This is a genomic window from Kitasatospora sp. NPDC088548 (assembly GCF_044753005.1).
In the GTDB taxonomy this organism is placed as follows: domain Bacteria; phylum Actinomycetota; class Actinomycetes; order Streptomycetales; family Streptomycetaceae; genus Kitasatospora.
This window is the reverse complement of record NZ_JBIVMI010000018.1, coordinates 77818-90390: the sequence shown is the minus strand read 5'-3', so window position 1 is coordinate 90390 and position 12573 is coordinate 77818. Positions and strand designations below refer to the sequence as shown.

The following is a 12573-nucleotide window of genomic DNA, read 5'->3' as shown; positions in this document are numbered from 1 at the left end:
AGTGTGTGCGCGGCGGCGCCGGGACGGGCGCGGATTCGGGCGCCGACCGGGCGCCGGTCCGCCGCGACCGGCCTCGGCCCGGCTCAGGCGGTGCCGGACTGCCCGGTCAGTCCGTACGCCTGGGCGATCAGCCCGTACGAGCGGTACCGGGCCTCGTGACCGTGGATGTGCGAGGTGACCATCAGCTCGTCCACCCCGGTCCGCTTGCGCAACGCCTCCAGCCCGTCGGCGACCTCGCCCGGTGAGCCCAGGACGACATTGCCCAGCCAGTCGTCGACGAAGTCCGCCTCCACCGGGCTGTACGGGTAGGACTCGGCCTCCTCGGGGGTGGGGATCGGGCCCGGGTTCCCCCTGCGCAGCCGGAGCATCCCGAGCGCCGCCGAGCGCGCGAGCCGTCGGGCGGTCGTCTCGTCGTCGGCCGCGACCGCGCTCACCCCGATCAGCGCGTACGGCTCGCTGAGCACGGCCGACGGGCGGAACGCCGAGCGGTAGAGATCGAGGGCCGGGATGGTGTTGACGCTGCTGAAGTGGTGGGCGAACGCGAACGGCAGGCCGAGGCGGCCGGCCAGCTGGGCGCTGAAGCCCGACGAGCCGAGCAGCCAGATCGGGGGCCGCCCGTCCCCCTGTGGGACAGCCGTCAACCGGGCGTAGGGGTGGCCGGCCGGGAAGTCGCCGTCGAGGAAGTGCGTCAGCTCGGCGAGTTGCTGGGGGAAGTCCTCCGCGCCGTCGGCGAGGCCCCGCCGCAGTGCTCGCGCGGTGGCGGGGTCGGTGCCGGGGGCCCGGCCGAGGCCGAGGTCGATGCGGCCGGGGTGCAGAGCCTCCAGCAGGCCGAACTGCTCGGCGATCGCCAGCGGGGCGTGGTTCGGCAGCATGACTCCGCCCGAGCCGAGCCGCAGTGTCGTGGTGTGGGCCCCGAGGTGGGCCAGCAGGACGGCCGGCGTGGAGCTGGCGACGCCCGGCATGCCGTGGTGCTCGGCCACCCAGAAGCGGTGGTAGCCCCACTCCTCCGCGCTGCGTGCCAGCGTCGTGGTCGCGGCCAGCGCCTCGCCCGGCGTGTAGCCGACGCCGACGGTGGCCAGGTCGAGGATCGAGAGCGGCGCGGGCGCCGCCCCCCGGACAGTGCCTCGGATCGCCGCGTGGGTCTGCGGTTCGGGTCCGCGCTCCTGCTGGTCCTCGGTGGTCATACCGTCCGCCCTCCGGGCTGTCGTGGAGCGACCGTGCCCATGCGCCGGTGGTCGCTTCTGCCGACGGAGGTCAACCACACGGCCGAGTCGGCTGTTCCCGGGGCCGGGCGGCCCGTCCGAGTGCCGGTCCCGTTGGTGCTGGTGCCATTGGTGCCGGCGCCGCCCCGGTCGGGTGAGGATGCGGCTACCGACCGTTCGGCTGACTCAGAGCCAGCGGGCGGACACGCGTGGCGACTTCACGCCAGAGCGGGAAGTCGCCAACCGCAGGGCTCGCGATCGGCAGCCGACGTCCGGCAGGCTAGTGATCAGGAGCGGATCACCCAACCGGATCCGCACTCCACCAGCAAGGTCGTCGGGCTGGACCAGCGCCGATCGATCCCCGTGAGCCCCTGGAGCGGCACCCCGCTCCAGGGGCTCGCGCCTTGTGACGCAGGGCATGCCCGGGGTGCTTCATGGCATGAAAAGTCGAGGCGCTAGCGTTGACCCCTGCAGCCATCTGCTCCCTCGGGCAGCCTGGAGGGAGTATGGACCTTGGACATCGCGGCGGTGATCGGATCCTCGTGGATCTGCGCCCTGGCGCTCTGCGCCGTATTGGGCGACGCCTTTCTGCCCTTCATCCCCAGCGGGACGCTGGTCATCCTGGCCGTGCTCAAGACGGCACAGATAGACGGCGCGCCGGTGGTGCTGGGGCTGTGCGTGGCACTGGCCTCGTTCCTCGGCGATCTCCTGCTGCTCAGCCTCGCCCGGCGCGGCGCCCCTCTGGTGAGTCGACGGCTTGAGCACCGCCCACAGCTGGCGGCGAACGTCGCCAAGGTCCAACGGGCTCTGGACGGCCGGACCACCGGGGCGGCGGCAGCGATGGTGGTGATCGCGCGGTTCGTACCGGCCGGGCGGACCGTCCTCGACCTGGCCATCGGCCACTCCCCCGCCCACCCGCGCCGCTTCCTCCGCTGGTCCGCGCTGGCCGCACTGGTCTGGGCCGCCTACATCGTGACGCTGGGCTGGCTCAACAGCCACTGGTTCGACACCGCCTGGCTGAGCCTCGCGGTCTCCTGCACCGCCGCCACCATCGTCAGCACCGCCATCGCGCGCGTCGTGCGCCGCAGCCGGCGGCTGGCCGCCGCCTGAGGGCTGACGGGGCTGGGGGCCGCCGCCTGAGGGCTGACGGCTGGGGGCTGAGGGCTCGGTGATCCGCCGCGGTGGCACGGGCCAGTGAGCGCAAAGCGTCACAGGACGGAAACAGAAGGCCGGTCTTCGCAGCCTATGTGGGCACGCTGCGCGTGTTGGCTGTCGACGGACCTCGGCACCTTGGTGACCCCTGAGTCCGCGTGACATGCTAACGGCGGAATATTCATCAATTGCCCGATTTGACCGGTGTGGCCCTCCGCCACCCTCGGCACCCGGCCAGGGCATCCAGGGGAGACCATGACCAGCATCTCTCGAAGGACCGTGCTCAGTGCCACCGCTGCGACTGCGGCTCTCGGGGCGGTCGCGGCGTGTTCCAGCGGCGGATCGAGTCCTGGCTCCACCACCTCCTCCCCTGTTTCCGGCAGCAGTAGCGGCAACGGGCGGACGGGAACCGGAGATCCCGCCAAGGGCGTGCCGCCCAAGGGGACGCCCATCGGTGATGGTTCCAACGCCGACACCGGCCCCCAGCCGAACCAGCCCAAGGCCGAGAAGCTCAAGCCCGGTGAGCGACCGCCGCAGTTCGTGGTGTTCTCCTGGGACGGCGCCGGTGGCACGGAGGACGGCCAGTTCCCCCGCTTCCTCAAGCTGGCCGAGGAGCACAAGGCCTCGATGACGTTCTTCCTCTCCGGGATCTACGCCCTCCCGAAGGGCAAGGCCGACCTCTACCACCCGCCGAAGCACTCGGTCGGCGCGTCCGACATCCCGTACCTCTCGGACGGCGCGGTCAAGAGCACGCTCAAGCTCATCAGCCAGGCCTGGCTGGCCGGCCACGAGATCGGCACCCACTTCAACGGGCATTTCTGCTCGACCCGTTCGGACGGCAACGGGGTCAACAAGTGGACGTCCGAGGACTGGCAGAGCGAGATAGACCAGGCGATCTCGTTTGTGACCCAGTGGCGGACCAACACCGGTTTCACCGACGTCGACCCGCTTCCCTTCGACTACAAGAAGGAGCTCATCGGCGGGCGAACCCCTTGCCTCGAAGGGCAGAAGGCCCTGCTGCCGACCGCGGCGAAGATGGGGTGGAAGTACGACGCCAGTTCTTCCGGCGGCCTGCAGATCTGGCCGCAGAAGGTGCAGGACGGCAAGGTCTGGGACTTCCCGCTGCAGAGCATCCCGTTCCCCGGGCACACCTTCCAGGTGCTGTCGATGGACTACAACATCCTGGCGAACCAGTCGGCCGGCAGCACCAAGGGCGACCCGGGCAAGTACAACGACTGGCGCAGCCAGGCCAGGGACGCCTACCTGGCCGGCTTCGACCGCACCTACAACAGCAACCGCGCGCCGTTCTTCATCGGCAACCACTTCGAGCAGTGGAACGGCGGGATCTACATGGACGCCGTCGAGGAGACTCTCAAGACGATCGCGGGCAAACCGGAGGTCCGGCTGGTGTCGTTCCGGCAGCTGGTCGACTGGCTGGAGGCCCAGGACCAGTCGACCCTCCGCAAGCTGCGCACGCTGAACGTTGGGCAGGCGCCCACCGGCGGGTGGGAGACCTTCCTGGGTACGGCCGGCTGAAACCCGGACGACCGCAGGGACAACGGCCGACGAGGGTGCTGCTGGGGTGGGGGGCCGGGCGGCGGGGCGGGGCCCCCCCCCCCCCCCCCCCCCCGGGGGGTTACCCAAGGAAAAGCCCGCCGGGGCGGGCCCCCGGGGGGGCGGGCCCCCCGCCCCGGGCCCCGCGGGGGCGTGGTATCCCTGCTGGGTACCGCCGGGCTCACCCCCGCCCCCCCCGCCCCGCCCCCCCGCCGGGGGGGGGGGGGGGGGGCCGGCCGGGGGGGGGGGCCCCCCACCCCACCGGCCGACCCGGCCAGGTCTGTTACCCGATGGAAGACCCGGCCGGGCCGGCCCCGAGGAGGCGCTGCACCACGGCCTCGGCCCCGGCTCGGCCCCAGAGGATCGAGTAGTGATTGGTGTCCGGTACGAGCTCGGCCGCCACCACACGGGCCGGATCCAGTCCGGCCATCGCTATCCGCTTGCCGTCGTAGAGGGCCTGCGACTCGTCGAGCAGGCCGCGTTCCGCCCAGAGCAGTTCACCCGTGCACGGCAGCCGGTGCACGGCGGCGGCCGCCTCCTGGTCGAGCAGGACCTGGGCCCCGTCGACCTGAACGGCCTCCAGCACACAGGAGGAACGCAGCTCGGGTGCGGTTCCGATGAGATCGCGCTGGGTGTAGGCGTCGATCTCGTCCGACCAGTCGGCGCCGAAGGCCGGGTGCTGCTGCCAGAACGCGCGGTAGGCCTGACGGTCCGGGAAGGTCATCGAAAGCCGCGCCAGCGCCGGGCCGAGCACCGCGGCCAGAACGTCCTCCTCCCGGACGCCCTCCGGCAGGGGGAAGGTCACCGCGCCGTCGACCAGCACCACCCGGCTGACGAGGTCCGGATGCCGCACCGCCGTCAGGGCTGTGACCCAGGCACCCATGGAGTGCCCCACCACGACGGTGGGACCCAGGTCGAGCGCCGTGATCAGCGCGGCCACGTCATCCGCGTGCCGGGCCAGACCGTACGGTCCGCTCACGGTGTGGCTGGCTCCGCGTCCGCGCAGGTCGGGCGCGAGCAGGGTGGCCCGGCCGGCGAGCCGGCGGGCGACCTCGAACCAGGCGAGGCCGTTGGCGGTGATGCCGTGCACCGCCACGATGGTCGGGGCCCCCGGGTCGGTGGCGGGCCAGCGAAGGACGGCCAGGTCCCCTCCTGGGACCGGCACCGTCAACTCCTCGGGGTGCAGCGGTGACTGGCTCACGCGGGGCTACCTCCTGTGGGACGGGCGCTGCGGGCACCGGCAGAGGGCCGGGCCGAGCGGGCGGAACGGGCGGCTCGAATGCGGGCAGGAAGTCTAGCCAGGCCGCCGGGCAGCAGGTAGACCACGGCGACGAAGAGGCCGCCCAGGAGGAAGAGCGGCTGGGAGAGCGGGACCCGCAGGACCGCCGGCAGGTCGGCGATCGTCTCGGAGTTGGCGAGGTCCCCGAGTCGGTGACCGGCCCAGGTGTAGATGACGCCACCCAGCAAGGGACCCCAGCGCGTGCCGGATCCGCCGAGGACGACCATGACGAGGAGCGAGAGCGTGGCGTCGGAAGTGGCGGCCTGCGGGGTGGCGCCGCCGGTCAGCAGGAGGTAGACCACCCCGCCCACGGCGGCCAGGGCGCCGGCGAGGACGAACGCGATCAACTTGTACCCGTAAGGCCGGAGTCCGAGCACCTCAACCCGGCGCTCGTTCTCCTTGATGCCCTCCCAGACCCGGCCGAGAGGCGAGCTGACGGCCCAGTGGACGGCGGCCAGGGTCAGCACCAGGTAGGCGACGGCGATCCAGTAGAGGTTGGCGGTGTTCTCGATGCCCAGGAACGCGGACGGCAGTTGGTCGGCCGGCGCGGACCGCCCTTCCTCGCCACCGGTGACGCCACCGGGGTTGCGCTGGACGAGGATCGAACCGGCCTGCGCGAAGGCCAGTGTGACCATGGAGAACCCGATGCCGGTGACGCGGAGGCTGACCGAGCCGAGCAGCAGGGCCAGCGCGACGGCACAGGCGACACCGAAGAGGGCGGCCGCGGCGAAGGGCAGTTGGAGCTCCAGCATGCCCAGGTTGGTGGCATAGAGGCCGGTCGCGAAGTAGAGCGCGTGGCCGAAGGAGAGCAGCCCGGTACGGCCGAGCAGGAGGTCGTAGCCGGTGGCGAGGGCCCCGTAGAGCAGGCACAGGGCGATGAGTTGGAGACTTCCGGGGCTGCCGAGCGGGCCGTCGAGCAGTCCCGGAACGGGAAGCGCACTATAGGGGGCGACAAGGAGCACGATCAGCAGAGCGATCGGCCACCAGCGTAGCGCTCGGTGCACCGGTGTCGAGCGCTCAGTGACTGATTCACCTGTTCGAGGGATAGCGCGACCCTCGCTCACTCGTCCAGAATGTGTCTCGGCAGGGCTGGTGACAGTCCCCCCTGCCGGAGTGGCGGCGGTGCGGTCGGCCGCGGCGCCACCGGTGCTCGTGATCGGGGTGTTGGCGCTCACGCGAGCCTCCCGGTGAGTCCGCGGGGTCGTACGAGAAGCAGTACGGCCAGCAGGACGACGACCGACAGGTCGCCCAGTCCCGCAGCGGTGTAGTAGTTGGCGAACTGCTGGACGAGACCGACACATACCGAGGCGACGGCGGCTCCGGTGACGGAGCCCATGCCGCCCATCACGACGACGACGAAGGCGAAGATGAGCAGGCTGGTTCCCTGGCCGGGGTTGACCGAACCGAAGTAGAGGCCGCCGAGCGCGCCGCCGAGGGCGGCGGCCGCCCCACCGATGGCGAAGACGAGGGTGAACGCCTTCCGGACGTCGATGCCGAGCGCGGTGACCATCGCCCGGTCCTCGACGCCGGCCCGGACGATCAGCCCGTAGCGGGTCCGGGCGAGGAACAACCGAAGAGCGAGCAGCAGCAACGCGGCCGCGGCCACGAGGACGAAGCGGTTGACCGGGACGGTCGCACCGAGCACGTGCCAGGTGCCGGAGAGCAGGGCCGGTTGCGGGAAGGGGCGGGCGTCAGCGCCCCAGATGCCCATCAGGAGAGCGGGGACGGCCAGCCCGACACCGACGGTGGCAAGGATCTGGTCGCGTGGGCGGCTGTAGAGCGGCCGGATCAGAAAGAGTTCCAGCAGGACGGCGGCGGCCGTACCGACCAGCGTGCCGAACGGCACGGCGAGCCAGAAGGCGAAGCCGGCCTCTGTCCCGGCCCACCAGGTGGCATAGGCGCCGATGGAGAGCAGAGCGCCGTGCGCGAAGTTGAGCACGTCCATCAGCCCGAAGATCAGTGAGAGACCGGAGGCCACCAGGAAGTACAGCGCACCCAGACCAAGTCCAGTGCAGGTAAGGAGGACGACGGTGTCCATCAGGGGTTCACCTCCGTGGTGACAACAGGAGCGGCCGGGGCCTGCCCGGCCGCCGCAGGGCCGGGCCGCGAGGCGGCCGAGAGGGGTCTGGCGCCCGGGCGGTGGCTGCCGACGCCCAGCAGGCGGCGGGCGGCCTCTTCGTCGGCCAACAGTTCGGCAGTGTCGCCCTGGTGGGCGGTTCGCCCGTCGGCCAGGACGGCGCAGGTGCCGGCCAGACGGCGGACGAGCGCGAGGTTCTGCTCGACCAGGAGGACGGGCACGGCCTCGGCCGCTCGCGCCAGGACATCGGCAACCTCGGCAACGATCTTCGGCGCCAGGCCCTTGGTGGGCTCGTCGGCGATGATCAGCCGGTTGCGGTTGAGCAGCGTTCGGCCGATGGCCACCATCTGCTGCTGACCGCCGGAGAGCGTCCCGGCCAACTGGCCGGACCGCTGCTTGAGTTCGGGGAACAGCTCATGGACGAGCCGGTAGGCCGGTTCGCCGTTCCGGTCGCGCTCGGCGAGGCGAAGGTTCTCGGCGACCGTCAGACCGGCGAAGATCCCCCGGTCCTCAGGGGCGTACCCGATGCCCTGACGGGCCACGAGATGTGTTGGCAGAGAGGAGAGTTCAGTCCCGGAGAAGAGAACACTGCCGGTGCGCGGCACGAGGCCCATGACGGCCTTGACCGTGGTGGTCTTGCCGGCGCCGTTGCGACCCAGAAGGGCGGTGACCCCGGTCGGCGCCACGTCGACGTCGACCCCGTGAAGGATGTGCAGCCCATCGATGACGACCCGCAGGCCACGGACGGAGAGGAGAGCCCGGGAAGCAGAGTCCGCAGATACAGGGCAGGAGGAGACAGCGGAGGAACCCGAGGAGGAGGAGGCACGGAGCGGAGAGTCGGTCACAGCGCCTCCCCCAGGTAGGCCTGTTGCACGGTGGCGTCGGCCATCACTGCCTCGGGAGTGTCCAGTGCGAGCAGCGTGCCGTGGTGCATCACGGCAAGGCGGTCGGCCAGGTCGAGCAGGACGTCCATGTGATGCTCCACCATCAGTACGGTGCGGCCGAGATCGCGGTGCACGGAGCGGATCAGTTCGGTGAGCGCCGGTACCTCCTCGGCGCTGACGCCGGCCATCGGTTCGTCCAGCAGGATGAGCCGGGGGTCGGACACCAGCAGGACGGCGAGTTCGAGCTTCCGCTTCTCGCCGTGCGAAAGCGCACTCGCCAAGGTGTCTGCCCGATGGGTGAGTTCGGTGCGCTCCAGGGTGTCGGCCACCTGGGTCGGGTAGCGGTCGGCCCGACGCCAGAGCCGGTAGGAGGCACGCGGTCCGGCTGCGGCCTGGGCGGCCAGGCGGACGTGGTCGGCCACCGTCATCCCCGGCCAGAGAGAGGAGGTCTGAAAGGTACGGCCGAGCCCGCGGCGCGCCCTGGCGTGGACGGCTTCGGCGGTGATGTCGGCGCCGTCGAGTTCGAGACTGCCGTGGCTCGCCGGGTAGATGCCGGAGATCAGGTTGAAGAGGGAGGTCTTTCCAGCACCATTGGGTCCGATGAAGGCGACGAACTCGCCTTCCCCGACCGAGAACGAGACGTCCTCGACGATCGGCACCCCTCGGACGGACCAGCCGAGGCCGTTCAGTCGCAGGACCGGTGGGGCCATGGTGGACGAAGCAGGACCGGGCATGTCGATCAGCCCGCCATCGGAGTGACCGGGGGCGCCGCCTCGTCCGCGGTCAGCGTCTTCTCCACGGAGGGCTTGGCAGCCGCCCCGCTGCCCGTCAACCGGACCTGAAACATCGGCTGGAGGAGGGCGTGGTCCTCTGCGCGCACCGTGGTCGGGCCCTTCACCCCGTCGAAGCTCCAGCCCTCCAGCGCCTTCACCAGAGCAGAAGTGTCGTCGGTGGATCCGTGGTTGGCCTCGACCGCGTGCACGATCATCTGGGCGGCGGTAAAGCCGTCGGGGGTGAAGATGTCCGACTTGCCACCGCCGGCGGTCACGGCATCGTCCATGGCCTTCTCCACCGGGGTACCGGCGGCTCCACCGAAGTAGTGGTTCAGAAAGGAGATCTTCTCGCTGGCCGGGCCGAAGAGCGGGTAGGAGGCGGCGAGGTCGAGACCGGTGACGACCTTGGTGTCGGCGAACACGTCCTGCTGGTTCAGCGCCGTCCAGAGGGCCGAGGAGGTGTCACCGGCCCAGGCGACGAACAGCAGGTCGGGCTTGGCGGTCTTGGCCTGGGTGGCGAACGGGGTCAGGTCGGTCGCGCTCGGCGGGGCGAGCACCGAGTCGACCGTGGCGCCCTGGGTACCGAGCACGGCCTTGACGGCGGCCACGTTGGCCTGCCCGAACGCGTTGTCCTGAGCGAGCACGGCGACCTTCTTGCCCTTGGCGTCGCCGATGAACGAGGCCGCGGTCTTGATGTCCTGGTAGGACTGGCGGCCGGAACGGAAGGTGTACTTGTTCAACCCGGTGACCTTGTCGGCGGCGGCCGGACCGCTGATGAAGAGCACCTTGTTCTGGGCGGCGATCGGGCCGACCTGAAGGGCCACGCCCGAGGCGGTGGAGCCGGCAAGGATCTTGTGGCCCTTGCCGATCAGGTCCTTTGCGGCCGACACCGCCTTGGCCGGGTCCCCGGCGTCGTCCTGCTCCTCGAACTCGATCTTGTGTCCGTCGACCGCGCCGGTGCCCTTGGTCGCGTAGTCCAGCCCCGCTTTGAAGCCCTCCAGGTACTGCTTGCCGTACGCGGCCAGCGGCCCGGTCTTGGAGTACACCAGGCCCACCTTGACCGGGCTCTTCGCGCCGCCTCCACCGTCCGCCGCGGTGGTACCGGCGGTGCCGGCCTTGGCGCAGCCGGCCGCGAGGAGGACACACGCCGCGGCGGCGACGAGCTTGCGCCCGGGGCCGGCGGTCACGGCCGCGCCCGCGAGGGTGCCGGAGGCGGTCCTGGTGAGGGCTGTCGAGCTGCGCATGGTGACCGACTCCTGAGGGTGCTGCGGGGGTGGATGCCGGAACCGTAGGTGTGCCATGAGAGCCGCGACATGTGCCCGGACGACGCATCAGGAGCCCAGGATGTGGTTCGGACCGCCATACCGCTGAACCAGAGCCCTGCCGTCGGCCACCGAGTGTGGATGTCCACCATGCATCCGCGCACATGGGTGGCGGCCACCGCCATGGCAGGGGCGGCCCGCGCCCGGTGACGGTGGTGGGGCTCGAACGGGACGCACGCGGGCATTCCGTCGCCCTCCGCCTGCACAGGCTCGCCCGCCTCCCTCGCCCCCACCCCTCTCCGCCCCTCCCCCTCATGAGGTGACCACTTGGACAAGGTCCTGGACTCCCCCGCCGACGCGGTCGGGGACATCCCCGACGGAGCCGTGCTGGCCGTCGGCGGGTTCGGCCTCTGCGGCATCCCCAGCACCCTGATCGGCGCCCTGGCGGCCGCCGGCACCACCGGCCTGCGGGTGGTCTCCAACAACTGTGGGGTGGACGACTGGGGGCTCGGCCTGCTGCTGCGGGCCGGGCGGATCGCACGGATGACGTCCTCCTATGTCGGCGAGAACAAGGAGTTCGCCCGGCAGTACCTCTCCGGCGAGCTGGAGGTGGAGCTGACGCCGCAGGGCACCCTGGCCGAGCGGTTGCGGGCCGGGGGTGCCGGTATCCCGGCCTTCTTCACCCCGGCGGGGGTCGGCACCCAGGTCGAGGAGGGCGGGCTGCCCTGGCGGTACGCGCCGGACGGTTCGGTGGCGCTGGCCTCGCCGCCCAAGGAGGTCCGGGAGTTCGGCGGCCGACGGTACCTGCTGGAGGAGGCCATCACGGCCGACTTCGCCCTGGTCCGCGCCGAGGTGGCGGACCGCCACGGCAACTGCGTCTTCCACGCCGCCGCCCGCAACTTCAACCCGCTCTGCGCGGCGGCCGGCCGGATCACCCTGGTCGAGGCGGACCGGATCGTCGAGCCGGGCGAACTGGGCCCGGACGCCGTCCACCTGCCCGGGGTGTACGTCGACCGGGTGGTCGCCGCCGATCCCGAGGACCGCCGCATCGAGCGCCGGACCGTCCGCACCGCACTTCAGGAGGCCTGACCGCGATGTCGACCGAACTGTCCGCCGCGGTACCCGCCGCCGCGTCCGCACCCACACCTCCCCACCTGCCCACCCACATGTCCGCCGCGGTCGACCTGCGGAACGCGCTCGCCGCACGGGCCGCGCGGGAGCTGCGGGACGGGCAGTACGTCAATCTGGGAATCGGTCTGCCGACCCTGATCCCCAGTCACCTTCCGCCGGACGTCCATGTGGTGCTGCACTCGGAGAACGGAATCCTCGGCGTCGGCCCGTACCCGGTGGAGGGGACCGAGCATCCTGATCTGATCAACGCCGGAAAGGAAACGGTGACGGTCACCACCGGCGCCTCGTACTTCGACTCGGCCTTCTCCTTCGGCATGATCCGAGCCGGCCGGATCGATGTCTCGGTGCTCGGCGCGATGCAGGTCTCGGCCACCGGCGATCTGGCCAACTGGATGATCCCGGGCAAGATGGTCAAGGGCATGGGGGGTGCCATGGACCTGGTGCACGGCGCCCGGCGGCTGATCGTCGTCATGGAGCACACCGCGAAGGACGGATCGCCGAAGATCGTCGAGGAGCTCTCACTTCCCGCCACCGGGCGTGGAGTTGTCGACCGCATCGTCACCGAGCTGGCAGTCATCGATGTCACGCCCGCCGGGCTGCGCCTCGTGGAGACGGCCCCGGGGGTGGGGTTCGGCGAAGTTCAGGCGGCCACCGGCCCCACCCTCCTGCCGGCCGTCGGCTGAGAAACCGGCCGAACGGCAACCAGTCCCGCCACACCCAGCCCCACGACACCCAGCCCCACAGCAACCGGACACACCACCCCGGGAGCACTCGAAGACCCGACGGCCGGACCACCCCGTGCAGTGGTCCGGCCGTCGTATGTTTTTCGAACTATCCAAAGCGACAAAGCCGTGAAGCGACCTGTGCACAAATCCATCTCAATAGCACCCCCCAATGATCGAATGGCCAAGAACCGTCATATCTTCACTCTTGCGCAATGATCATTTCTCAGATCGGTTGCGATCAGGCCGGGGCTCCGGGAGAGTTGGGCGCGTCGGGGATCCCGCACACCCGGAGGGGAGTCCGGGGCGGATCGGTTATCCCGCATTCGAAGCAGCCAAGCAGTCACATGTCAAAATCGGTCGTACACGTTTTAGCGATTGACGGCCCGGACACCGCCTGGACGCACCACGACTGTCCGGGCGGTGTTCTGCTTCGAAAGCAAGGCTCCGGGGGGAGCGGTCAGTCGCGAGCGCGGCCCAAGTACGGTCGCAGCAACGGGACTACGGATCGCCCACCCCCGGTCGGAACACGCACGA

General features: G+C 70.9%; 11 protein-coding genes. 4 read left to right on the top strand and 7 right to left on the bottom strand.

Translation table 11 applies throughout. The features are described 5' to 3' along the window. Nucleotides 1–83: 83 nt before the first annotated feature. On the bottom strand, nucleotides 84–1184 hold the full coding sequence (locus tag ACIP82_RS22920; protein ID WP_363606723.1) for an LLM class flavin-dependent oxidoreductase: 1101 nt from the start codon (nucleotides 1182–1184) through the stop codon (nucleotides 84–86). Nucleotides 1185–1715: 531 nt separating this feature from the next. On the opposite strand from ACIP82_RS22920, the gene ACIP82_RS22915 reads away from it, so the two are divergent. Both ACIP82_RS22915 and ACIP82_RS22910 read left to right on the top strand, forming a co-directional pair. Continuing rightward, nucleotides 1716–2312: a VTT domain-containing protein gene (locus ACIP82_RS22915; protein ID WP_363606722.1), complete on the top strand. Its 597-nt coding sequence runs from the start codon at nucleotides 1716–1718 to the stop codon at nucleotides 2310–2312. Nucleotides 2313–2609: 297 nt separating this feature from the next. Further along, nucleotides 2610–3890, top strand: coding sequence for a hypothetical protein (locus ACIP82_RS22910; protein ID WP_400655654.1), 1281 nt, complete (start codon nucleotides 2610–2612; stop codon nucleotides 3888–3890). A 301-nt stretch (nucleotides 3891–4191) separates the two neighbouring features. Here the strand turns inward: ACIP82_RS22910 and ACIP82_RS22905 are convergent, their stop codons facing one another. The 6 genes from ACIP82_RS22905 to ACIP82_RS22880 all read right to left on the bottom strand — a co-directional run bounded on the left by ACIP82_RS22905 (nucleotide 4192) and on the right by ACIP82_RS22880 (nucleotide 10165). Further along, nucleotides 4192–5109 (bottom strand): alpha/beta fold hydrolase, encoded by a 918-nt coding sequence (locus ACIP82_RS22905; RefSeq protein ID WP_400655652.1) that lies wholly within the window; start codon nucleotides 5107–5109, stop codon nucleotides 4192–4194. Further along, complete coding sequence (locus ACIP82_RS22900) at nucleotides 5106–6191, bottom strand: branched-chain amino acid ABC transporter permease (protein ID WP_400655650.1); 1086 nt, start codon at nucleotides 6189–6191, stop codon at nucleotides 5106–5108. The genes ACIP82_RS22905 and ACIP82_RS22900 overlap by 4 nt, the downstream gene beginning before the upstream one ends. Before the next feature lie 167 nt (nucleotides 6192–6358). Continuing rightward, the gene (locus ACIP82_RS22895) at nucleotides 6359–7225 is read right to left on the bottom strand and encodes a branched-chain amino acid ABC transporter permease (RefSeq protein ID WP_363606717.1); all 867 of its coding nucleotides are present in this window, start codon (nucleotides 7223–7225) and stop codon (nucleotides 6359–6361) included. Beyond that, complete coding sequence (locus ACIP82_RS22890) at nucleotides 7225–8001, bottom strand: ABC transporter ATP-binding protein (protein WP_400655769.1); 777 nt, start codon at nucleotides 7999–8001, stop codon at nucleotides 7225–7227. Before ACIP82_RS22890 ends, ACIP82_RS22895 begins: the two co-directional genes overlap by 1 nt. A gap of 104 nt (nucleotides 8002–8105) precedes the next feature. Then, nucleotides 8106–8858 carry an ABC transporter ATP-binding protein gene (locus tag ACIP82_RS22885; protein ID WP_363606715.1) on the bottom strand — a complete coding sequence of 251 codons (753 nt, stop codon included), beginning with the start codon at nucleotides 8856–8858 and terminating at the stop codon, nucleotides 8106–8108. 29 nt (nucleotides 8859–8887) lie between these two features. Then, nucleotides 8888–10165, bottom strand: a complete 1278-nt coding sequence (locus tag ACIP82_RS22880; RefSeq protein WP_363606714.1) for a substrate-binding domain-containing protein — start codon at nucleotides 10163–10165, stop codon at nucleotides 8888–8890. Between the two features lie 345 nt (nucleotides 10166–10510). On the opposite strand from ACIP82_RS22880, the gene ACIP82_RS22875 reads away from it, so the two are divergent. Next, nucleotides 10511–11272 carry a CoA transferase subunit A gene (locus ACIP82_RS22875; RefSeq protein ID WP_400655647.1) on the top strand — a complete coding sequence of 254 codons (762 nt, stop codon included), beginning with the start codon at nucleotides 10511–10513 and terminating at the stop codon, nucleotides 11270–11272. A gap of 77 nt (nucleotides 11273–11349) precedes the next feature. Next, nucleotides 11350–11997 carry a 3-oxoacid CoA-transferase subunit B gene (locus ACIP82_RS22870; protein WP_400655767.1) on the top strand — a complete coding sequence of 216 codons (648 nt, stop codon included), beginning with the start codon at nucleotides 11350–11352 and terminating at the stop codon, nucleotides 11995–11997. Nucleotides 11998–12573 lie beyond the last annotated feature (576 nt).

Bases quoted from the DNA above. Each gene is read 5' to 3' on its own strand.
- ACIP82_RS22910 (WP_400655654.1), top strand. From the start codon at position 2,610: ATGACCAGCATCTCTCGAAGGACCGTGCTCAGTGCCACCGCTGCGACT.
- ACIP82_RS22880 (WP_363606714.1), bottom strand. From the start codon at position 10,165: ATGCGCAGCTCGACAGCCCTCACCAGGACCGCCTCCGGCACCCTCGCG.
- ACIP82_RS22920 (WP_363606723.1), bottom strand. From the start codon at position 1,184: ATGACCACCGAGGACCAGCAGGAGCGCGGACCCGAACCGCAGACCCAC.
- ACIP82_RS22895 (WP_363606717.1), bottom strand. From the start codon at position 7,225: ATGGACACCGTCGTCCTCCTTACCTGCACTGGACTTGGTCTGGGTGCG.
- ACIP82_RS22885 (WP_363606715.1), bottom strand. From the start codon at position 8,858: ATGGCCCCACCGGTCCTGCGACTGAACGGCCTCGGCTGGTCCGTCCGA.
- ACIP82_RS22870 (WP_400655767.1), top strand. From the start codon at position 11,350: ATGTCCGCCGCGGTCGACCTGCGGAACGCGCTCGCCGCACGGGCCGCG.